Raw genomic sequence first — 20,278 nt, forward strand, 5'->3', positions numbered from 1 at the left:
GATGGCCTACTACCGGTCAGAGATCAGTATCGCGGCCATCGTGTTGTGGCTGCGTGCCGACCTACAGGACACGCCCTTAGATGTGATGTCCAGGCACGTTGGTCGAGATCCTGCGACGACACGGTGTGATCTGTAGATGGGCGAAGGCCTCCCCGGTGTGGAGTGGAGCTGTCGAGGAACCGCTCCACTAACCCGGGAGGCCTTCGTGCCCCACGCTACTCACGCCAACGCTGCCCTGACTCCTCGCGCCCGGCTCCGAATCGCCCGGCTGATCGTCGAGCACGGCTGGCCACCAGCTCGTGCGGCCGAGCGCTACGACGTCTCGTGGCGCACGGCGAACAAGTGGGCCGACCGCTACCGCAACGAAGGCCCGGACGGCATGTTCGACCGCTCCTCGGCCCCACACCATCAGCAGAACCGGACGCCGGCCCCAATCGTCCGCAAGATCGTGCACCTGCGCTGGAAGCAGCGACTTGGACCGGTCGAGATCGCCGACCGGCTCGGTATGGCGTCCTCGACTGTGCACGCCGTCCTTGTGCGCTGTCGCATCAACCGGCTCACCCATCTCGACCGAGCAACCGGCGAGCCGATCCGCCGCTACGAGCACGAGAGGCCCGCTGACCTGCTCCACGTCGATGTGAAGAAGCTCGGCAAGGTGCCCGATGGCGGTGGTTGGCGCTACGTCGGTCGCCAACAAGGCCAGAAGAACCGTGCTGCGACATCGGCACGAACCGGCGTACCCAAGAGCCAGTACCGCCAGCCGCTGGTAGGCACCTGCTACCTGCACACCGTTATCGACGACCACTCCCGTGTCGCCTACGTCGAGGCACACGACGACGAGACGAAGCAGACTGCGGCCGCGGTCCTCAAGAACGCGGTCGCCTGGTTCACCGGCCGGGGCGTCACCGTGACGCGCGTGATCAGCGACAACGGCAGCTGCTACAAGTCCCATCTGTGGCGCGATACGTGCGCCGACCTGGGCATCACTTCGAAGAAGACCCGCCCTTACCGACCGCAGACCAATGGGAAGATCGAGCGCTTCCATCGAACCCTGGCCGAGGGCTGGGCCTTCAAGAAGTTCTACAACTCCGAGTCAGCTCGCCTGGCCGCTCTGCCAGCATGGGTCCACGAGTACAACCACCACCGACCCCACTCAGCAATCGGGAAGGCCGCACCCATCACCAGGTTGGACAACCTGGCTGGACATCACAACTAGACGAGCAGCACCATCGGACCGCCGCTGGTGCCCGCGATGACGCGCTGCAGCGCCGTTGCCGCCTCGACCAGCGGCAGCGCGGCGCCGACCGAAAGGTTCAGCCGGCCATCCCGCAGCTGTGCGCAGAGTGTCGCGAGCTGAGCGGCGTCCGGGCGCACATAGACGTCGGCGACGCTGATGCCGCGGCCGCCCGCCGGCGGGTCACCGGTGATGGTCGCCATCCGACCGCCGTCCCGCACCGCCAGGATGGTGTCCGTGCTCCCACCGCGGACGGTGTTGACGGCGGCGTCGACGCCCACGCCACCGGTCAGCTCGCGGACGCGCTCGGGCCACCCACTGTCGTGGTAGTCGATCACCTCGGCCGCTCCGCCCTGAGCTGTCCGATCGGCGCTGGACGGTCCGGCAGTGGCGATGACGCCTGCCCCACGCAGGGCGGCGAGTTGCACGATCAGCCCACCGGTCGTCCCGCCGGCGCCGTGCACGAGCAGCGTCTCGCCCTCGGCGAGCTGGAGCGAGTCGGCGAGGACCTGTTCCGCGGTCAGAGCCGGCACCGGGAACGCCGCCGCGACCTCCCACGACACGCCCAGAGGCTTCTTCACAACCAGATCGGCATCCACGACGACGCGCTCCGCCCAGCAACCCTGTTCACGCAGCTGCAGCGGATGACCGAGAACCTCATCGCCCTGCCGAATACCCGTGACCCGCGAGCCGACCGCGGTCACCGTGCCGGCGACCTCCACGCCGAGCGCCATCGGCGGTGTCAGCCCGACGTTCCACGCACCGGTGCGCACGATGTCGTCCCAGTTGCCGACGCCGGCCGCGGCGACCTCGATCACGACCTCGTCCGGAGCGGGATCACGGGGGTCGGGAAGGTCGAGCAACTCGACCCGACCACCGAACTCACGCACTCCAGCGGCACGCATCACGCCTTCTCCTCTTCACTATGAACGACCTGGTACTTGGCGGACCATTCGGCGATGAGCGCGGATTCCTTCGCGCCGCCGAAGGCGTAAGCGGGTGATCTGATCGGTTCGGCGTGATCGACGCGGACCAGGACAGCCTCGTGGGCGGGGTAACCCGGTCCGTTCAGATCGAGCAGCCAGGTGTGTAACCAATGGTAAACCGGCGTTCCGGGACCATGAACCGCCGCGGTTCCGGTGAACCGATAACCCCGGCGCCGCAGGAAGTCCACCGAGTTCATCTCGATACGCGGGTCCGCGGTGAGGTTGGCGATCGTCCCCGGCGAGGCGATGTTCATGAATGCCAGGTGCTCGTCGTCATACACCCGCACCGATCCCTTCGGCGAAAGGTTGGGCGAGCCGTCGGGGCGCACCGTGGCGACGAAGGTCAGTTTGGCGGCCGCCACGATCAGCCGCATATCGGCGTCGATCATGATCTAGCTCCTCTCGTTTCCCGAACGTCCATGGCCGCACCGAGGGGCTTGGCGAAGTGAAAAGCGCTGATGGACAGGCCGGCGCGGGCGTAGAAGCGATGCGCGTCGCGTCACACCCGAGTCCAGCTCGAGTGCCCGACAGCGCTCAGCGACGCCCGCCCGCTTCAAGCCAGGCGAGCAACGCGCCGCCGGCGTCCACACCTCGCCTCGCCGGATCGGTCACGAGGTCGTCCACGTAGAGCACCCACCCGCGCGTGCTCGCCATGACCCGCCAGCCGGCCACCGCGGCGAGTCGCCCGGCCCGCTCGTACGCACCCAGATAGCGCCCACCTCGCGCCGCCGCCGCGATGGCTCCAACCAGGTCAACGGTGCCCGGCCGCAGGTCCGCCAGCAACGCCACGACCTGATCGTCAGCTTCCGGATGTTCGAGCTCACGGACCCGCAGGCGCACCATCGCGGCGTCCGCGCTCGCGGTGGTTGGTTCCATGAGAGTCCATAGCCGACACCGCTGCAGGCGATCCGATAGAGGTCCTGCGTCAGCTTCTGTGCTGATCCAGGTGGCGGATGAGGCCGACGACGTCGTCGGGGACGAGTCGTCCGATGGCGCCGCTGGAGTAGACGCTGACGATGACGGCTCCGCTCGGGTCGAGGACGAACCCGGTGGACTGCAGGTACAGCGGATCGTCGTTGACGAACGCTCCGGTGGCCTCGCGGACGGCGCCGGCGTCGGCACTGTGACCGACGGGGAAGGGCAGGCGGAGCTTGTCGACGAGGGCCCGGGTGGTGGGCTCGTCGTCGGCGGAGAGCGCGACGACCCGGGCGTCGACCTCGGCCAGGCTGTCATTGGCGCGCTCGAAGGCGCGCAGCTGGGCACTGCAGTACCGGCACCACGAGCCGCGATAGAAGAGCACGACGCCGTAGTGCCCGGCCAGGGTATCGGGCAGCTGGAGGGTCCTACCGCCGGGGAGCCGGACGGGCAGGGCGGGAAACTTGTCACCGACACCGAGTATGGGCACGGTCTACTCCTCTTCTGGGGTGTGATCGGAGACGGTCCAGGTCCGGCCGGTTGCTGCGGTGCGCAGCAGCGCGACCAGTGAGCGCGCCGACTGCTCCGGCGCGATCAGGCTGCCGTCGGCGTGGTACCGGGTGAAACGCTCGTGGAGGTTCGGGCAACTCCAGAGTGAAGGTCTTGGCGGCGGGAGTCTCCTGACGGACCCGGACGACCGTGGCCGTCTGCCACGTCCCGAGTCCTGGCGGCTCGGCGGCTGCGGTGGTCATCAATCCCCTGGTAGCAGTACGGGGGCCGCCGTAGATGTCGTTCGAGGGCGTGCCGTTGACGTCACATGCGGCCCAGGCCTTCACCCCAGTAAGACCCTGAAGTGCGACGTCAACGGTGTTGCCCGCGTGCGACCTCGTCGGCGTGAACGCTTCACCATGTTGGACCGAGACGTCTGTACTCGCGTCGTTGTGCACGGGAGGCAGTCGTGAGTCGCGCGCACCGCGACGACCGGCGGCGAAGCCCCTCGTTAAGGGCATTTTAGCTCCCATTTGAGATCTTTACGGGCCGACGGCGACGCCCGTGCGGAGGCCTGCGACGGCCTGGCTCAGTCGACTATTGGCGGAACCTACTGGACTGTCAAGTCCAGCCGTGACGGCGTCCGGGAGCGCACATTTAGCTTGATCTTTAACCTCGGGCTACCGGATCGAGCCGGTTTGCGCTGCTCGTGCGGCGTGTCGTCGAGACATGGCACGGCCACCGCTTGATCCTCTTCTACCGAACTACAACGGCCCGCACGTCGGCACCTTCACCGGCCCGGCCGGGATGTCCGCTAGACCAGCCAGCCCAGCGCCGAGGTCCGGCGGTTACACACACGCCCTCGACCTCGCGCTGCCACCGCGGATCCTGCACCTCGACCCCGAGCAGCCCGCAACGCGCTGACCAGGCACAACACCTACGCCTAGTGACACGACATGTCACCAGTCCGACACCCGTTTGCCCAGCTCAGACCCCACAATCGGGCACTTTCACCCGCCGACAGCTGCGGAACCCAGGTGTCCGGGGTAAGAAAGTGGACTTGACAGTTCGAAGAGTCACGGAGATGGTTGGCCTGCCTGGGCCCAAGAGTGTCGGTTCGTCTGCCGGCTGGCCGGTCTGGAAAGCCGAGCGCCTCTCGACCAATAGGCGGTGGGCAGCGGTGACGGAGCCGCGTCACCCGACTCACGTGCGTCGCCAGCACCTCGGACCGACGGGGCAGGAATCCGGCTGTGGACCGGAGGTGCTGCATCCGATGGAACATCTGGGAGGAAGAGGAGCACCCGATGACTGATCTTGCGATCAATGTTGCCCTGCCGCCGACGCGGCGTTCGCCGGAGTACATCCAGTGGGCCGAGGGACTTGGCTATTCGCACGCCTTCTTGTTCGATACGCCGTTCCAGGGCGACGACGTGTGGGTGCAGCTGCATCGGGCGGCGGACCGGACGAGCACCATCGGGCTCGGACCGGGGGTGCTCGTGCCGAGCCTGCGCCACCCGCTGGTGAATGCCGCGAACACCATCTCGCTGCACCAGTTGGCGCCCGGCCGTGTGAGCGTGGCGTTCGGCACCGGCTTTTCGAGCCGCGCCGCCACGGGTCAGCCAGCCATCAAGTGGTCCTACATGGAGCAGTATATCCAGGTTTTTCAGGCGCTCCTGCGTGGCGAGTCCGCGGAGTGGGAGGGGGCTCTGATCAAGCTGTTGCTGACGTCGGACTTGGTGGAGGAGCTTCCGTTGCGGGTCCCGCTGCTGGTCGGTGCCATCGGTCCGAAGGGTGACGCGGTTGCCCGTCGGGTCGGCGCCGACGGGCTGTTCGGCATGCTGCGACCGACGGGGAATCTTAAGCGCTGGAAGCGGGCGAGCCTCGTGATCATGGGGACTCCGATGGACGAGGGCGAGAAGGTCACCGACGAGCGTGTCCGTCTTGCCGCGGGCCCGCTGTGGGGCGGCATGTTCCACTTCGTGTACACGATGCAGGGCGCGGACGCGGTACGCGAGATGCCCGGCGGTGAGGCGTGGTTGGACGTCATTGAGCGAGTCCCGGAGCGGGAGCGGCACCTGGCGATCCACCTGGGGCACGTCCAGGAGATGAACGAGGCAGACCTGGCAGCCTGGGATGCGGGTGGGTACGTCTCGCTGACCGAGACGACGTGGACCGCGCCGGTCACCGAGTTCGGCCCGGCTGTGCGGGCACTTGCCGAGCAAGGAGTCACCGAGGTCCAGCTGCAGCCGACCGGCCCGGACATCCGCCGCGAACTGGAAGTATTCGCAGACGCCGTGCGTTCCTGAGCACTTCCTCAGCTTGATCCTTAACCTCGGTGGTCAGGCGTCCGCCGCTGCGTCGACCCCGGGTGATCATGGACGCATCCCTTGGCTGATCATGCTTCTGCCGAAGGAAGAAGATCAACACAAGGGCTGCGGTGGGTAGTGTGCACGATCAAGCTCGGGCGGCCGCGCTCGGGGAGCTCACCCGGTTCCGCCAGGAGTTCTACACGTCGTTGACCGCGCGATCCGATGCGGTTTGCACCCGCCGGTCGCAATCGTGCGAGCCAGCGGTGTGGTGGTTCATCCGGCGCCGCCCCGTGCAGTGCTTCCGGCACCTGCGGAGCTCTGCGTAGAACGCGTCGAGCACGTCGGCGTCGAGCGCGCCGACCGTCAGCTGCCCGAGGAACGGCGAGATGTGGTTGCGGAGATACCCGCGGTACAGCGTCAGTGTGTTCGGTGCGCCGTCGAACTGGTCGCAGCTTTGACCAACTCCGAGAGATAGTGCCGGCGTCCCGTGACGGGATCGATGCCGGCGTACACGCGCACGCGGAGCGCGCCGCTGGGCAGCGCCTGGACGCTGCCTCGCGCGCGGGCCTGACCAATGGCGGAACGGCGCGGCACGACAAGATCGTAAGGCGTCTCGCACCACGTTTGATGCCACGTCGCCCGATCTGACCCATTCGGCAGAGCTAAAGCCCCTGGTCAGGCGTGGAGCCGGAGGTCGGGATCGAACCGACGACCTACCGCTTACAAGGCGGTTGCTCTACCACTGAGCTACACCGGCGGGTGGTCAGGGCGTCTGACCTGCTCGAACTCTTGAACCGTTGATCCTTCGAGCGCTCTCACAACGCTATCATTGTGCGCCACGCAGACCCCGGGTCCAGGGTCACTCGTCGCGCTTGCGCGCGGCACGTAGCTGGTTCTCGACATCTTCGAGTCTCCACCGCGCGTGTCCGCCCGGCGTGGTCCATGCGGGAGTGATCAGCCCGCTCCGCTGCCAGTTGAGTACCGCCGTCGCGGAGACGGAGAGCGCTTCCGCCAGCTTCCCCGTGGTGCGCAGCTTGTCACCTGGGTCCCCTGCCACACCCCGACGCTAGCTGCGGGAACCGCGCGATGTGGTCGATGCGTGCGCTCCGCGTGATGCGGGCGAACGCCGGTTGTTGTGGAAAGTGTGCGCGCGGAGGCTTCCCATGACTGACTCTGCGCGGGACCCGTGGTGGGAGATCGTTGAGCTGCTCTCCGTCATGCCGGACGTGTTCACGCGGCTCCTGGTCGTCCCCATCGACGACAGGGACGGGTGGTGCAGCGAGTGCCGGACACCCGGTCGCGGAACCGCGCACGTCCGCCACCCGTGCTCCCTCGCGACACTGACAACCCGTGCGCGTGAGCGGTGGGCGTCGCGAGTGAAGCACGTCAGCGGCTACGTGGTCCCGCTGCAGCGGGACGCCGTGTAGCGGGGAGTCCTGTGTACACATCGCGCAACCGTCGTAGTGCCGTCGGTCCCGACGGGCGCCGCACCTACCCTGACGGCCATGGTGGAGTGGATCGCGGCCGGTGGCGGCGCCGGTGATGCCTCGTGACCGCAGCTCGCCGGCTCACCCGACGGGTTCGGAACGTCCTGCGTCGTGAGGCGCACGAACTGCTGCACGCGGGGCCGCCCAGTTTGCAGTTGCTGCGTCCGCTCGGCCCACAGGTGCCCGACGACGCGCACGTGCAGCAGGTGCTCGATCTGTGCATGCGGGTCGGGGAGGTGCTGCTGTCGGCCGGTGAGAGTGCCGACGAGACGACGGAGACGATGCTGCGGATGGCTGCGGCGTGCGGGCTCTCCACAGTGGACGTCGACATCACGTTCACCTCGATCACCATCTGCTGTCATCGGGGGATGGCGGCGGCGCCGGTGACGTCGATGCGGCTGGTCCGGTACCGGTCGCTCGACCTCACGCGGCTGGCGGAGGTCGCCGCGATCGTCGAGCGGGTGGAACGCGCCGAAATCGACGCCGAGCAGGCCGCGGTCGCGTTGACCGACGCGGTGAGCGCTCCCCACCCGTACCCGCGGTGGGTGGCCACCGTGGGCTGGGCGTCACTGGCCGCGTCGATCGCGGTCCTGCTCGGTGCCGCGCCGATCACGGCGCTGGCCGCGTTCGTGGTCACGGCGCTCATCGACCGCATCGGTCGGCTGCTCAACAGGTGGGGGCTTCCTCCGTTCTTCCAGCAGGTCGTCGGCGGGGTCGTGGCCACCGGCTCGACGCTCGCGCTGTTCGCCGCAGGCGTGTTCCCGCCGGGTACGCAGCCCTCGCTGGTGGTCGCGGCGAGCATCACGGTGCTGCTGTCCGGGCTCTCGGTGGTCGGCAGCGTGCAGGACGCCATCTCCAGCTACTTCGTCACGTCGGCCGGCCGAGCGGCGGAGATCCTGTTGCTGTCCGCCGGGCTGCTCACCGGTGTGGTGCTCGGCCTGAAGATCGGTCTCGCGTTCGGGCTCACGCTCGAGGTGACCGGCCCGCTCTCGGCCGGGTCGGGCCGGTTCGGCGTCGCCGTCCTCGCTGCTGCCGCAGGCGCCGCGGCGTTCTCGCTCGCCGGCTACGCCCGCCCGCGCCCGCTGCTGGTCGCCGGGATCGCCGGTGCCGCCGGCTGGGGCACCTACGGCGCACTCACCCAGCTCACGGACATCGGACCGGTCGCCGCCACCGGCGTCGCCGCGATCGTCGTGGGGATCGCCACCGGCCTGCTGCGCCGGGGTGGGCGGGTCGCCCCGCTCGTCGTCACCCTCGCCGGGATCACCCCGCTGCTGCCCGGCCTGACCGCCTACCGCGGCTTCTACCAACTGGCCGTCGAGGGGCTCGCCGAAGGGCTCGTGACGGTGACCCTCGCACTGGCCATCGGGCTCGCTCTCGCCGCCGGTGTCACGCTCGGCGACTTCGTCGCGCGGCCCCCGCGGCCCAGCCGCTCCGTCGTCGCAAGTACCGCGAACGAGCAGCCACGGCAGTAGGCTGCCGCCAACGGTTGGCAGCGGCCAGCCCCTGCCACACCGTCGCCAAACAGGCGATATGCACGAGGAGGATCATGCCGACCGGCAGTACCACGCTCTCCGACGCCGAGTTCGTCGTCGTGGCCAACCGGCTGCCGGTCGATCTGGAGAAACTCCCTGACGGGTCGCAGCGCTGGAAGCGGAGCCCCGGCGGTCTCGTCACCGCGCTGGAGCCGATGCTGCGCAGCCGCGAGGGCGCCTGGGTCGGCTGGCCGGGCCTGGCCGACGCCGACGTCGAACCGCTCGTCGAGGACGGCCTGCAGCTGCACCCCGTGCGCCTGTCAGCCCAGGAGGTCGAGGAGTACTACGAGGGCTTCTCCAACGGCACGCTGTGGCCGCTCTACCACGATGTCGTAGCCCCGCCCATGTTCCACCGGCACTGGTGGCAGGCCTACGTGCGGGTCAACGAGCGGTTCGCCGAGGTGGTGGCCGGGGTGGCCGCCCGCAACGCCACCGTCTGGATCCAGGACTACCAGCTGCAACTGCTCCCCGCGGCGCTGCGGCGGCTGCGGCCCGACCTGCGCATCGGGTTCTTCCTGCACATCCCGTTCCCGCCCACCGAGCTGTTCATGCAGCTCCCCTGGCGCCGCAGGATCATCGAAGGGCTGCTCGGGGCCGACCTCGTCGGCTTCCACACCCCCGGCGGCACCCGCAACTTCCGGTGGCTGGCCACCCGCCTCACCGACGCCACGCCCGGTCAGGGACGCACCGAGGTCACCTACGACGGGCGCACGGTCAAGCTCGGGGCGTTCCCCATCTCGATCGACTCGGAGGCGCTCGACAAGCTGTCCCGCACCCCCGAGGTGCTCGAACGGGCCAAGCAGATCCGTTCCGACCTGGGCGACCCGGCCAAGGTCGTGCTCGGCGTCGACCGGCTCGACTACACCAAGGGCATCGACGTACGGCTGCGGGCGTTCGAGGAACTGCTCTCCGAGGGCCGCGTGGATCCCGAGGACGTGGTGATGATCCAGCTCGCCACGCCCAGCCGGGAACGCGTCGAGCACTACCAGAAGATGCGCAACGACATCGAACAGTCCGTCGGGCGGATCAACGGTGAGTACGCCCGCGTCGGCCACCCCGCGGTGCACTACCTGCACCAGTCGCTGCCCCGCGAGGAGCTCGCCGCCTTCTTCGTCGCCGCCGACGTGATGCTGGTGACGCCGCTGCGCGACGGGATGAACCTCGTCGCGAAGGAGTACGTGGCGTGCCGGCACGACAACGGGGGTGCGCTCGTCCTCTCGGAGTTCGCCGGTGCGGCGTACGAGCTGAAGGAGGCCATCCTGGTGAACCCGCACGACACCGACGGCGTCAAGAACGCTCTGCACGTCGCCCTGACCATGCCCCGCGAGGACGCCGCCAAGCGGATGCGTGCTCTACGCCGCCAGGTGCTCACCCACGACGTCGACCGGTGGGCCCGCTCGTTCCTGGACACGCTCGGGCTGCCGCCCGCCGACGGTTCGGCGTCATGAGCGCTCTCGACGACGCCGTGCGGACCGTCGCCGGCGTCCCCCGCCTGCTCGTGGCCCTGGACTTCGACGGAGTGCTCGCTCCGATCGTCGCCGTGCCGTCGGACGCCCGGCCGCTACCGGTCTCGGCCGCCGCGATCGGCTCCCTCGCGACGGTGCCGGACACCACGGTCGCGCTCGTCTCCGGGCGCGGGCTGGCCGACCTGGCCGCGGTGTCGGGCTTCGGCACCCCGATCCGGCTCATCGGCAGCCACGGCGCCGAGTTCGACGACGGCGGCGCGGTGCTCGACGACGCCCAGCGCGAGCGGCTCGAACGTCTCGGCACGGAACTGCGCGCGCTCGTGGACGGCGAGCCCGGTGTCACGCTGGAGGAGAAGCCCGCAGGTCTGGCCGTCCACGTGCGGAACGCACCGGCCGACGTCGGCGAGCGCGTGTTCGAGGCCGTGCGCACCGGGCCGGCCTCCTGGCCCGGCATCGAGACCACTCCCGGCAAGGCGGTGCTCGATCTGGCGGTACTGCAGGTGAACAAGGGCCTCGCCCTGGACCTGCTGCGTGAGCGGCTCGAGCCGGACGCGGTCCTGTTCGCAGGTGATGACGTCACCGACGAGACCGCCTTCGCCCGGCTGCGGCCGGGTGACGTGGGTGTGAAGGTGGGCCCCGGCGAGACCGCGGCCGGGCACCGCGTACCGGGGCCTGCCGAGATCGGCGCGCTGCTGCAGGAACTGCTCGCCGTCCGCACGTCCCTGACGGGATAGCGGTCACGTCGTTGCGCTGAGACGCTCGTCGGCCTCGTCCCAGGCCGGCGGGAGTGCGGCTGCCGGCACCGTCCAGAACGTGAACGCCGCGTCGGTCATGGCGCTGCGGTAGCGCTTCATCATGGACAGGTGCGGTTCGGAGCGCACCATCGCGTCCAGGGCCGCGCGGTTCTCCCAGGCGCTGAGCGTGCGGAACTCGCGGCGCAGCGGGTGGGCCACCAGCGAGATGCCCAGCGCGCCCTCGCTCCGGCGGACCTGGGCATGCACCCGCAGCGAGTCGATGAAGAACGGCAGAACGTGGCGGAAGCCCCGTACGCGGAACCGGGACGCCATGACGACGACCTCGGCGTTCGGGGCGGGCTCGTGGACGGCGATCCAGGGCATCGTGGGCACGTCTACTCCTCGGACTTGTCGGTCTTGACAGTGGCAAGATGGCATCCCGGACCGAATCTTGTCAACGTAAAGATGAGAGCTATGCTGCGTGTCGTGCCTTATCACCACGGCGATCTGCGGCGAGCGCTGCTCGACACCGCACTCCTGGCGGTCGAGGAGCACGGCCCGGCGGCGGTGAGCCTCCGGGACGTCGCCCGCAGAGCAGGGGTGTCTCATGCCGCTCCCACCCACCACTTCGGCGACAAGACCGGGCTGCTCACCGCGCTGGCCACGGAGGGCTGGACGCTGCTCGCGGACGCGCTGACCGAGAGCGCCGAGCAGCACCGGAGCTTCGCCGAACTCGGCGTCGCCTACGTGCTGTTCGCCACCACGCATCCCGCGCACTTCGCGGTGATGCGCGCACCGGGCCTGGTGCGCGGCGACGACCCGGAACTGGTGGCCGCGCAGCAGCGGGCGGGCGCACGGCTCGAGGCCGGATCGGAGGGGCACGACGGAAGCGCCACCTCGGACACCGCGACGACCGCGCTGGCCGCGTGGTCGCTCGTGCACGGGCTCTCCGCGCTGCTCCTCGAAGGCATGGTGAGCCTCGAACCCGGCACGGACGTCGCGGCGTTGGCGCGGTCCGTCACCACCCGGCTCAGCCCGCGGGGCTGATCACCAGCCGGAGAAGAAGCGCTGGTCGACGCGGGGCTTCGCGCTCGTCTCACCAACAGTCAGCTCGGTGGGCAACGTGACGCGCCGCGGCCGGTTGCGCTCGCCCCGCTCCAGCAGGAGCTCACCCGCGACGCGCCCCTTCTCCAGCAGTGGCTGTCGCACCGTGGTCAACCCGGCCCGTTCGGCTTCGGGCACACCGTCGAACCCGGTGACGGTGAGCTGGTCGGGCACCGACAACCCCCGGTCCGCGGCGTGGCGCAGCGCCCCGAGCGCGAGGATGTCGGACGTGCAGACCACGGCGGTGAGCTCGGGGTGGGCCGCGAGCAGCGCGGCCGCGGCCGCCTGTCCCGAGTCGACGCTGTGCTCGAACCGCTCGTGGACCGGCACGTCGGTCCAGTCGACGCCGACCTCGGCCAGCCCGTCACGGATACCGGCGAGCCGCTCGCGCTGCACCGGGTAGGTGACGCTCGCCTGCCGCTCCGCCGAGGCGGGACCGTCGTTGCGGCCCGAGGCGAGGCGCATGCAGAGCACTCCGATGCGCCGGTGCCCCATCGCCGTGAGGTGCCGGGCCAGCGCGAGCATCCCGGCCCGGTCGTCGACGCCGACCCGGTCCACACCCTCGACGCCGGTCGGCTGGTCGCAGACCACGGTGGGCACGGGACGCTCGAGCACCGCCATGAAGTGGGGATCGTCCTCGCGGACGGAGTAGACGACGAACCCGTCGACGCCCGCCTGGTGCACCGCGGTGACGTCGGCGTGCTCAGGGCTCACCGGGATGAGCAGCAGTCCCTGGCCGGCCTGCTCACACGCCAGCGCCAGACCTTCGAGGAACCCGGTGGCCGCAGGGTCACGGAAGGCGTAGGAGAGGGCCTCGGTGAGCAACAGGCCGACGGCGCCCGCCTTGCGGGTGCGCAACGACCGGGCCACCGGGTCCGGGCCGGGGTAGCCGAGCCGCCTCGCCGCCTCCAACACCCGCGCGCGCAGGGGCGCGGACAGCTGGTCAGGACGGTTGTACGCGTTCGAGACCGTCGTCCGCGACACACCCAGCTCGGCCGCCAACGAGGCCAGAGTCGCGGGGCGTCGGACATTCGGAAGCCCGGACATCGGCAAACCGTAACGGTTCAGTTGGTCACCGGGAAAGTCGAGAGCCGGTGGTGGGGGGAGCCAATGCTCACAGGGCTACAGTGAAGCGACAACGGTTATCAATAACTGACCATGACCGGGGAGACCTGCACCCATGCCGTTCCGCCGCTCCGGCGTACTCACCGCGCTCGCCGCGTTCACCGCTCTCGGCCTGGCCGGTTGCGGTTCCGGGAACACACCGGCCGCTCCGGGCGCTACTCCCGAAGGTGACGCCCCTCTCAGCGTGGTCACCTCGACCAACGTCTACGGCAGCATCGCGCAGGCCGTGGGCGGGGACCGGGTCTCCGTGACGTCGCTGATCAACGACCCCGCCGCCGACCCGCACTCCTACGAGAGCACTCCCGGGGACGCCGCGAAGGTGGCCGGCGCCAGCCTGGTGCTCTACAACGGCGGCGGATACGACGACTTCATGGAGCGACTGGTCCAGTCGTCGGGCGCCAAGCCGAGCGTCATCGACGTCACGCAGCTCTCCGGGCTGGCCCCGCCGGAGCCCGCAGGCTCCGACACCGCCCCCGCCGATGACCCCTCGTTCAACGAACACCTCTGGTACAGCCTCCCCACCGTGCAGAAGGTCGCCGACCAGATCGCGTCCGATCTCGGCACCGCCGACCCCACCGACGCCGCCCGCTTCACGTCGAACGCCCAGGCCTTCAAGGGCAAGGTGGCCGACCTGATCACGAAGGAACAGGCGATCGGCACCGCCCACCCCGGCGCCCGCGTGGCGATCACCGAGCCGGTGCCGGGCTACCTCGTCCAGGCCGCCGGGCTCACCGACGTGACGCCCCCGGCGTTCACCGAGGCGATCGAGGAGGACACCGACCCGCCCGCGGCGGTGTTGCAGCAGACCCTCGACCTGTTCACGTCCAACCCGGTGCAGCTGCTCATCCTCAACGCCCAGACCGAGACCCCCACCACGACGCAGGTGGAGCAGGCGGCACAGGCGGCCAACGTTCCGGTCGTCAAGGTGACGGAGACGCTGCCGGCAGGCGTGAACGACTACATCACCTGGATGAGCTCGGAGATCGACGCCGTGGCCAACGCGCTGAACGGGAGCTGACAACGTGACCATCCCCCGCACCACGGCTCCTGCCGTGTCCCGGCCCGTTGCGGCGCCCGCCGTGTCGATGCGTTCCGCTCGGGTGACCTTCGGCCGGCGGACGCTCTGGGACGGCCTCGACCTCGACATCGAGCCCGGCGAGTTCGTGGCGGTCCTCGGCCCCAACGGATCGGGGAAGACCACCCTGGTGCGGGTGTTGCTCGGGCTGCTCCCGCTCTCGGCGGGCGAGGTGAGGATCGGCGGCAAGCCGCCGCGCCGCGGCAGCCCGAGCATCGGCTACGTGCCCCAGCAGAAGGCGCTCGACCCGGACCTGCCGTTGCGTGGCCGCGACCTCGTCGGCCTCGGCCTCGACGGGCACCGGCTCGGGATCGGGCTGCGCAGCAGGCGAGCCCGGCGCGAACGGGTCGACCGGGCGCTGGAGGCCGTCGGGGGCACCGCCTATTCCGGCGCGCCGGTCGGGCGGCTCTCCGGTGGCGAACAGCAGCGGCTGCGGGTGGCCCAGGCCCTCGTCGGCGACCCGCACGTGCTGCTCTGCGACGAGCCGCTGCTCTCGCTCGACCTGTCCCACCAGCGCACCGTCACCCGGCTGATCGACGAGCGCCGCCGCACCGCCGGCACCGCGGTGCTGTTCGTCACCCACGAGATCAACCCGGTGCTGCCGCTGGTGGACCGGGTCCTGTACCTCGTCGACGGCCGCTTCCGGATCGGGCCGCCGTCGGAGGTCATGACGTCGGACGTGCTGTCGGAGCTTTACCGCACCCGTGTCGACGTGGTGCAGGTGCGCGGCAGGCTGGTCGTCGTCGGCGCGGAGGAGCACGGCGAACACTGCCGCGAGGAGGAGCCGGCGTGAGCGAGATCCTGGGCAGGCTCTTCACCTTCTCGGGCATCGGCGAGCTGCTGGGGCTGCCCTTCGTGCAGAACGCGCTGATCGCATGTGCCGTGCTCGGTCTCGTCGCGGGCGCGCTCACCCCGTTGATCGTCTCGCGGGGCATGGCGTTCGCCGTGCACGGCACCGCCGAGCTCGCGTTCACCGGAGGCGCGGCAGCACTGCTCATCGGCGTCGGCGTGGAGATCGGCGCGGTCGTCGGGGCGGTCGTCGCCGGGCTGGTGTTCGGCCTGCTCGGGCTGCGTCAGCGCGAGCGCGACTCGGTGATCGGCGTCGTGCTCGCGTTCGGTCTCGGGCTCGGCGTGCTGCTGCTGGCGCTCTACAGCGGGCGCGCGTCGAACAAGTTCGGGTTGCTGACCGGCTCGATCGTGTCGGTCGACTCGACGAACCTGACGGTGCTCGCCATCGTCGCCGTGCTGGTCATCGGCACCCTCACGGTGCTCTACCGCCCGCTCCTGTTCGCCAGCGCCGACCCGGACGTCGCGCTGGCCCGCGGCGTACCGGTGCGGTTCCTGTCGCTGGTGTTCGCGGTGCTGATCGGGCTCACCACCGCCCTCGCGGTGCCGATCGTCGGCGCGGTGCTCGTGCTGTCGGTGATGATCGCGCCGGGGGCGGCCGCCGCGCGCGTGACGGCGAACCCCCTGCTGGCCACCGTGCTCGCGGTGCTGTTCGCCGAGCTCGCGCTGGTCGGGGGCACCGTGATGTCGCTGGCGCCCGGCCTGCCGGTGTCGGGCTACGTCGCCACGATCGCGTTTCTCTGCTACGTCGGCTGCCGGGTGGTGGCCCGGCTGCGCGGGCGCCGCGTCGCCGCGGCCTGACCGCTGCGGCGCCCGGCGCTCAGCGACGCCGCTGACGCGCGATCTCGGCCAGCACGACCCCGGCAGCCACCGAGGCGTTCAACGACTCCACCGGCCCCGCCATCGGGATCGAGACCGTGACGTCGCACGTCTGCTTCACCAGGCGCGAGAGGCCCTTGCCCTCGGAACCGACCACGAGCACCAGCGGGTCGGTGGCCAACTCGAAGTCGTCGAGCGACACCGAGCCCTCCGCGTCCAGCCCGGCGACCATGAAGCCGGCGGTGGCGTACTCACGCAGGGTGCGGGTGAGGTTGGTGGCCCGGGCCACCGGGAGCCGCGCCGCGACGCCGGCCGAGGTGCGCCACGCCACCGCCGTCATCCCCGCGGCCCGGCGCTGCGGCACGACCACACCGTGGCCGCCGAACGCGCCGACCGACCGGACGACCGCGCCCAGGTTCCGAGGGTCGGTGACCCCGTCGAGCGCGACGATCAGCCCCGGCTCGCCCGAATCGGCCGCGATCTCCAGCAGCTCGTCCGGGTGTGCGTAGGCGTACGGCGGCACCTGCAGCGCGAGGCCCTGGTGCAGCGCACCGCCCGCGATCCGGTCCAGGTCCTGGCGAGGCACCTCGAGGATGGAGATGCCGGCGTCGGCGGCCAGGTGCACCGCTTCGGAGACCCGCTCGTCGGAGGTGGTGCCGATCGCCACGTGCAGCGCGGTGGCCGGAACACCGGCCCGCAGGCACTCCACCACGGGGTTGCGGCCGAGCACCGTCTCGGGCGTCTCGCCGTCACCGGGCTTACGTCGATGGCCCGCGGTGCTCGACGAACGGCCGCCGCCGCCCGGTCTCCCGGGCTTCGCGTCCCGTGCGGCCTTGCGCGCCTTGGGATGACCGGGACGCATCTCGGCAGGCGGCGTGGGGCCCTTGCCCTGGAGAGCGCGACGGCGCTGCCCTCCGGACCCGACCACCATGCCCTTCTTGGTGCCGTCCTTGCGCATTGCGCCACGGCGTTTGGAATTGCCGGCCAATTTCCCTACACGTCCTTCAGTGACCAGGTGGGGCCGTCCGGGCTGTCCTCCACGGACACCCCGGCGGCGGTGAGGCGATCGCGCACCTCGTCGGCTGCGGCGAAGTCCCGCCGGGCGCGGGCCTCCTGACGCTGCGCCAGCAGGTCCTCGACCAGGGAGGTGAGCGCCCCCGTGGCGGCGTCCGCCGTGGTGTCGTCACCCACCCAGCGGGGATCGAGGGGGTCGAGGCCGAGCACGCCCGTCATGGCGCGCACGGCCTCCGCCGCGCGCATGGCGGCCGGATGATCCCCGGCGTCCAGGGCGCTGTTGCCGTCACGGACGGTGCCGTGGATGACGGCCAGCGCGCCCGGTGTGCCCAGGTCGTCGTCCATCGCGGCGGCGAACTCCGGGCAGACCGAGCCGGGCTCCGGCATGCCGATCCGCTCGCGCACCCGGTGCACGAACGACTCGATGCGCCGGTAGGCGGCCACCGACTCGTGCAGCGCAGCGTCGGAGTACTCGATGGACGACCGGTAGTGCGGGCCCACGAGGTAGTACCGCAGCTCGACCCCACGCACCCGGCGCAGCAGCACGTCGATGGAGAGCGTGTTGCCGAGCGACTTCGACATCTTCTCGCCGCCCATGGTGACCCAGGCGTTGTGGAGCCAGTACCGCGCGAACGGGTCGCCCGCAGCGTTGGACTGAGCCCGCTCGTTCTCGTGGTGCGGGAAGACCAGGTCGAGCCCGCCGCCGTGGATGTCGAACTCGGGACCGAGGTAGTTCGTGGCCATGGCCGAGCACTCCAGGTGCCAGCCGGGACGGCCCCGTCCCCACGGGGTGGGCCACGAGGGCTCTCCCGGCTTGGCCGCCTTCCACAAGGTGAAGTCGAGCGGGTCGCGCTTGGCGCCGCTCTCGCCCTCCCCCTGCGCGACGTCGTCGACCCGCTGGTGCGACAGCGCCCCGTAGTCGGGGAAGGACCGCACCGAGAAGTAGACGTCGCCGCCACCGGCGTAGGCGTGGCCGCCGTCGACCAGGCGCTCGATCAGCTCGACCATCTGCGTGATGTGCCCGGTGGCACGCGGCTCGACGGACGCCGGGAGGCAGCCGAGCGCGTCGTAGGCCGCGCTGAAGGCACGCTCGTGGGTGGCCGCCCACTCCCACCAGGGCCGACCGGCGTCTGCGGCTTTGCGCAGAATCTTGTCGTCGATGTCGGTGACGTTCCGCACCAGTTCGACATCGAGTCCGCCGTGGGCGAGCCACCGGCGGAGGACGTCGTAGTTGAGCCCGGAGCGGACGTGCCCGATGTGTGGAAGGCCCTGCACAGTGGCGCCACACACGTAGATCGACGCAGCCCCGGTCCGCAAGGGGACGAAGTCCCGCTGCTTTCTGGTGGCGGTGTCGAACAGGCGCAGGCTCACATCTTCAGAGTACGGACCCACTGCACGCGTTGTTTACCAGGGCAGTTCCGCTTCGTCCACGACGGGAAGCTCACAGGTCACCATCCTGGGCCCATGACGGAGATCCTCGGCCTGCATGCCCGCCTCGTCGTGGAGGGCGCCGACGCGGCGCTCGCCTTCTACACGGCCGCGCTCGGCGGGGAGGTGCTCGAGCGCTACACCGCCCCCGACGGCCGGGTCGTGCACAGCATGGTCCAGATCGGTCCGGCGCGCTTCGCGGTGAAGGACGCGGGCGACGGCGACCCCGCCCCCACCGGCGGTGGCATCCCGGTGATCATGTCGCTGGACGTGTCGGACGCCGACGCGGTGGCCGAGCGGATGCTGGCGGCGGGCGCGAGCGTGATCTTCGAGATCGCCGACCACGGCTACGGCGACTACGGCGGCAGGCTCGCCGACCCGTTCGGCCACCAGTGGATGCTCAGCCAGCGCATCGAACAGCTGGATGCGGACCAGGTGCAGCGCCGCCGGGACGCGCTGCAGGAGACCTGAGCGGCCCCGCCCCTGACCCCCCGGGTTGCGCCCCCCGTTGCAGCAAAGCCACTTTGCGGCAACGAGGTGGCATGAAAGTGGCTTTGCTGCAACGCGGGGACGGTCACGCGGGGAGGAGCAGGGCCGTCGCGATCGCCGCGATGCCCTCGCCCCGTCCGGTCAGGCCGAGCCCGTCGGTGGTGGTGCCCGACACCGACACCGGACCGCCGACAGCGGCGGAGAGCACCTGCTGCGCCTCGGCGCGCCGGGTGCCGATCTTCGGAGTGTTGCCGATCACCTGCACCGCGGCGTTGCCGACCAGCCAGCCCTCGGCGGAGATCAGCGTGCGCACCTCTCCGAGCAGCGCCAGCCCGCTCGCGCCGCTCCACTCCGGACGGCCGGTGCCGAACACCGCCCCGAGATCACCCAGTCCGGCCGCCGACAGCAGCGCGTCGCAGAGGGCGTGGGATGCGACGTCGCCGTCGGAGTGTCCCGCGCAGCCGTCGACCCCCGGCCAGTGCAGGCCCGCCATCCAGCAGTCGCGGCCTGCCTCGACCGGATGCACATCCGTGCCGACGCCCACTCTCATCCGTCGTCACTCCCCGCCAGTAGTTCGGCCAGTTCCAGATCCCAGTCGCTGCGCACGGGGAAGGCTGCCGAATGGCCGGGAACGGTGTGCACCGCGCCCCCGGCCGCGGCATGGCGGCGAGCCAGCTCGAGGGGTTCGGGGGCGAGCAGGACGTCGAACAGGTCCCCTCGGACCGCGAGCGGTGTCTGGAGCACCCGCAGGCCCGACCGGTCGGGGGTGCCCTGCAGGAGGCCCGTGGCGTCCACCTGCTTGACGGTGTCGACCAGCGGCAGAACGGGAACGGCCATCTCGTGGCCGTCGCGGACGGCGGTGACGACGGTGGTGGCCAGTGCGGCCGGCGCGAAGGGTCGGGCGGCTTCGTGAAGCAGGACGACATCCGCCGAACCGACCGTGACCGGACCGTCACCCGTGGTGGCATCTGCTCGTTGACCGACGTGTGGCCCCACCCCGGACAGCGCCTGCGCGAGACCTCGTCGCGTGCTCACGGGCAACCCGGAACAGGCACGCATGAGAGCATCGGGGCGTTCGTCCACATCGAGCAGGACGACATGATCGACGAGACCCGTGGCCAGCAGGGATCGCACAGCTCGAACGACCATCGGTTCACCACCGACGGTCGTGAGGGGATCCACCTCACCACGGCCGCCGGCCACGACCACAGCGATGACGCTCATGC

General features: G+C 70.4%; 22 protein-coding genes and 1 tRNA gene. 11 read left to right on the forward strand and 12 right to left on the reverse strand.

Annotation, left to right across the window (positions count from 1 at the left end):
• The first annotated feature begins 205 nt into the window (after positions 1 to 205).
• Positions 206 to 1,216, forward strand: coding sequence for an IS481 family transposase (locus tag AC5L35_RS06815; RefSeq protein WP_495058708.1), 1,011 nt, complete (start codon positions 206 to 208; stop codon positions 1,214 to 1,216).
• Here the strand turns inward: AC5L35_RS06815 and AC5L35_RS06820 are convergent.
• From AC5L35_RS06820 to AC5L35_RS06835, 4 genes are all read right to left on the reverse strand, one after another.
• The gene (locus AC5L35_RS06820; protein ID WP_495059236.1) at positions 1,213 to 2,139 is read right to left on the reverse strand and encodes an NADP-dependent oxidoreductase; all 927 of its coding nucleotides are present in this window, start codon (positions 2,137 to 2,139) and stop codon (positions 1,213 to 1,215) included. The two genes, AC5L35_RS06815 and AC5L35_RS06820, sit on opposite strands and share 4 nt — an antisense overlap.
• Positions 2,139 to 2,609, reverse strand: a complete 471-nt coding sequence (locus tag AC5L35_RS06825; protein ID WP_495058709.1) for a pyridoxamine 5'-phosphate oxidase family protein — start codon at positions 2,607 to 2,609, stop codon at positions 2,139 to 2,141. Before AC5L35_RS06825 ends, AC5L35_RS06820 begins: the two co-directional genes overlap by 1 nt.
• Positions 2,610 to 2,754: 145 nt before the next feature.
• Positions 2,755 to 3,096, reverse strand: coding sequence for a hypothetical protein (locus AC5L35_RS06830; RefSeq protein ID WP_495058710.1), 342 nt, complete (start codon positions 3,094 to 3,096; stop codon positions 2,755 to 2,757).
• A 49-nt stretch (positions 3,097 to 3,145) separates the two neighbouring features.
• Positions 3,146 to 3,625, reverse strand: coding sequence for a peroxiredoxin family protein (locus AC5L35_RS06835; RefSeq protein WP_495058711.1), 480 nt, complete (start codon positions 3,623 to 3,625; stop codon positions 3,146 to 3,148).
• Between the two features lie 1,303 nt (positions 3,626 to 4,928).
• Here AC5L35_RS06835 and AC5L35_RS06840 point away from each other — a divergent pair.
• The gene (locus AC5L35_RS06840) at positions 4,929 to 5,930 is read left to right on the forward strand and encodes an LLM class flavin-dependent oxidoreductase (RefSeq protein ID WP_495058712.1); all 1,002 of its coding nucleotides are present in this window, start codon (positions 4,929 to 4,931) and stop codon (positions 5,928 to 5,930) included.
• Between the two features lie 685 nt (positions 5,931 to 6,615).
• Here the strand turns inward: AC5L35_RS06840 and AC5L35_RS06845 are convergent.
• Positions 6,616 to 6,690 (reverse strand) — tRNA-Thr (locus tag AC5L35_RS06845).
• Positions 6,691 to 6,792: 102 nt separating this feature from the next.
• The gene (locus tag AC5L35_RS06850) at positions 6,793 to 6,990 is read right to left on the reverse strand and encodes a MerR family DNA-binding transcriptional regulator (protein ID WP_495058713.1); all 198 of its coding nucleotides are present in this window, start codon (positions 6,988 to 6,990) and stop codon (positions 6,793 to 6,795) included.
• 106 nt (positions 6,991 to 7,096) lie between these two features.
• On the opposite strand from AC5L35_RS06850, the gene AC5L35_RS06855 reads away from it, so the two are divergent.
• The 4 genes from AC5L35_RS06855 (at position 7,097) to otsB (ending at position 11,152) form a co-directional block, all read left to right on the forward strand.
• Positions 7,097 to 7,360 (forward strand): hypothetical protein, encoded by a 264-nt coding sequence (locus AC5L35_RS06855; protein ID WP_495058714.1) that lies wholly within the window; start codon positions 7,097 to 7,099, stop codon positions 7,358 to 7,360.
• 122 nt (positions 7,361 to 7,482) lie between these two features.
• Positions 7,483 to 8,892, forward strand: a complete 1,410-nt coding sequence (locus AC5L35_RS06860; protein ID WP_495058715.1) for a threonine/serine exporter family protein — start codon at positions 7,483 to 7,485, stop codon at positions 8,890 to 8,892.
• Positions 8,893 to 8,966: 74 nt separating this feature from the next.
• On the forward strand, positions 8,967 to 10,400 hold the full coding sequence (locus tag AC5L35_RS06865; protein WP_495058716.1) for an alpha,alpha-trehalose-phosphate synthase (UDP-forming): 1,434 nt from the start codon (positions 8,967 to 8,969) through the stop codon (positions 10,398 to 10,400).
• Complete coding sequence (gene otsB, locus AC5L35_RS06870) at positions 10,397 to 11,152, forward strand: trehalose-phosphatase (protein ID WP_495058717.1); 756 nt, start codon at positions 10,397 to 10,399, stop codon at positions 11,150 to 11,152. Before AC5L35_RS06865 ends, otsB begins: the two co-directional genes overlap by 4 nt.
• A 3-nt stretch (positions 11,153 to 11,155) precedes the next feature.
• Here the strand turns inward: otsB and AC5L35_RS06875 are convergent, their stop codons facing one another.
• Complete coding sequence (locus AC5L35_RS06875) at positions 11,156 to 11,545, reverse strand: DUF3291 domain-containing protein (RefSeq protein WP_495058718.1); 390 nt, start codon at positions 11,543 to 11,545, stop codon at positions 11,156 to 11,158.
• An 81-nt stretch (positions 11,546 to 11,626) separates the two neighbouring features.
• Here AC5L35_RS06875 and AC5L35_RS06880 point away from each other — a divergent pair, with 81 nt between their 5' ends.
• A complete protein-coding gene (locus AC5L35_RS06880; protein WP_495058719.1) occupies positions 11,627 to 12,199 on the forward strand; it encodes a TetR/AcrR family transcriptional regulator in 573 nt (190 codons plus the stop codon).
• Here AC5L35_RS06880 and AC5L35_RS06885 read toward each other — a convergent pair whose 3' ends face one another.
• On the reverse strand, positions 12,200 to 13,303 hold the full coding sequence (locus AC5L35_RS06885) for a LacI family DNA-binding transcriptional regulator (protein ID WP_495058720.1): 1,104 nt from the start codon (positions 13,301 to 13,303) through the stop codon (positions 12,200 to 12,202).
• Positions 13,304 to 13,436: 133 nt separating this feature from the next.
• Here AC5L35_RS06885 and AC5L35_RS06890 point away from each other — a divergent pair, with 133 nt between their 5' ends.
• The 3 genes from AC5L35_RS06890 (at position 13,437) to AC5L35_RS06900 (ending at position 16,103) form a co-directional block, all read left to right on the forward strand.
• Entirely contained in the window at positions 13,437 to 14,399 is a 963-nt protein-coding gene (locus AC5L35_RS06890; protein WP_495058721.1) for a metal ABC transporter solute-binding protein, Zn/Mn family, read from the forward strand.
• A 67-nt stretch (positions 14,400 to 14,466) separates the two neighbouring features.
• Positions 14,467 to 15,249 carry a metal ABC transporter ATP-binding protein gene (locus AC5L35_RS06895; RefSeq protein ID WP_495059237.1) on the forward strand — a complete coding sequence of 261 codons (783 nt, stop codon included), beginning with the start codon at positions 14,467 to 14,469 and terminating at the stop codon, positions 15,247 to 15,249.
• Positions 15,250 to 15,257: 8 nt separating this feature from the next.
• Positions 15,258 to 16,103, forward strand: a complete 846-nt coding sequence (locus AC5L35_RS06900) for a metal ABC transporter permease (protein WP_495059238.1) — start codon at positions 15,258 to 15,260, stop codon at positions 16,101 to 16,103.
• A 19-nt stretch (positions 16,104 to 16,122) separates the two neighbouring features.
• Here AC5L35_RS06900 and rlmB read toward each other — a convergent pair whose 3' ends face one another.
• Positions 16,123 to 17,109, reverse strand: coding sequence for a 23S rRNA (guanosine(2251)-2'-O)-methyltransferase RlmB (gene rlmB / locus AC5L35_RS06905; protein WP_495058722.1), 987 nt, complete (start codon positions 17,107 to 17,109; stop codon positions 16,123 to 16,125).
• A gap of 5 nt (positions 17,110 to 17,114) precedes the next feature.
• Positions 17,115 to 18,506: a cysteine--tRNA ligase gene (cysS, locus tag AC5L35_RS06910; RefSeq protein ID WP_495058723.1), complete on the reverse strand. Its 1,392-nt coding sequence runs from the start codon at positions 18,504 to 18,506 to the stop codon at positions 17,115 to 17,117.
• A 93-nt stretch (positions 18,507 to 18,599) separates the two neighbouring features.
• On the opposite strand from cysS, the gene AC5L35_RS06915 reads away from it, so the two are divergent.
• Complete coding sequence (locus tag AC5L35_RS06915; RefSeq protein ID WP_495058724.1) at positions 18,600 to 19,034, forward strand: VOC family protein; 435 nt, start codon at positions 18,600 to 18,602, stop codon at positions 19,032 to 19,034.
• A 103-nt stretch (positions 19,035 to 19,137) separates the two neighbouring features.
• On the opposite strand, the gene ispF is transcribed toward AC5L35_RS06915, so the two are convergent.
• Positions 19,138 to 19,602, reverse strand: a complete 465-nt coding sequence (gene ispF / locus AC5L35_RS06920) for a 2-C-methyl-D-erythritol 2,4-cyclodiphosphate synthase (RefSeq protein ID WP_495058725.1) — start codon at positions 19,600 to 19,602, stop codon at positions 19,138 to 19,140.
• The gene (locus tag AC5L35_RS06925; RefSeq protein ID WP_495058726.1) at positions 19,599 to 20,276 is read right to left on the reverse strand and encodes an IspD/TarI family cytidylyltransferase; all 678 of its coding nucleotides are present in this window, start codon (positions 20,274 to 20,276) and stop codon (positions 19,599 to 19,601) included. Before AC5L35_RS06925 ends, ispF begins: the two co-directional genes overlap by 4 nt.
• Between the last annotated feature and the right edge of the window lie 2 nt (positions 20,277 to 20,278).

Source organism: Pseudonocardia sp. OZ21, from assembly GCF_059359135.1.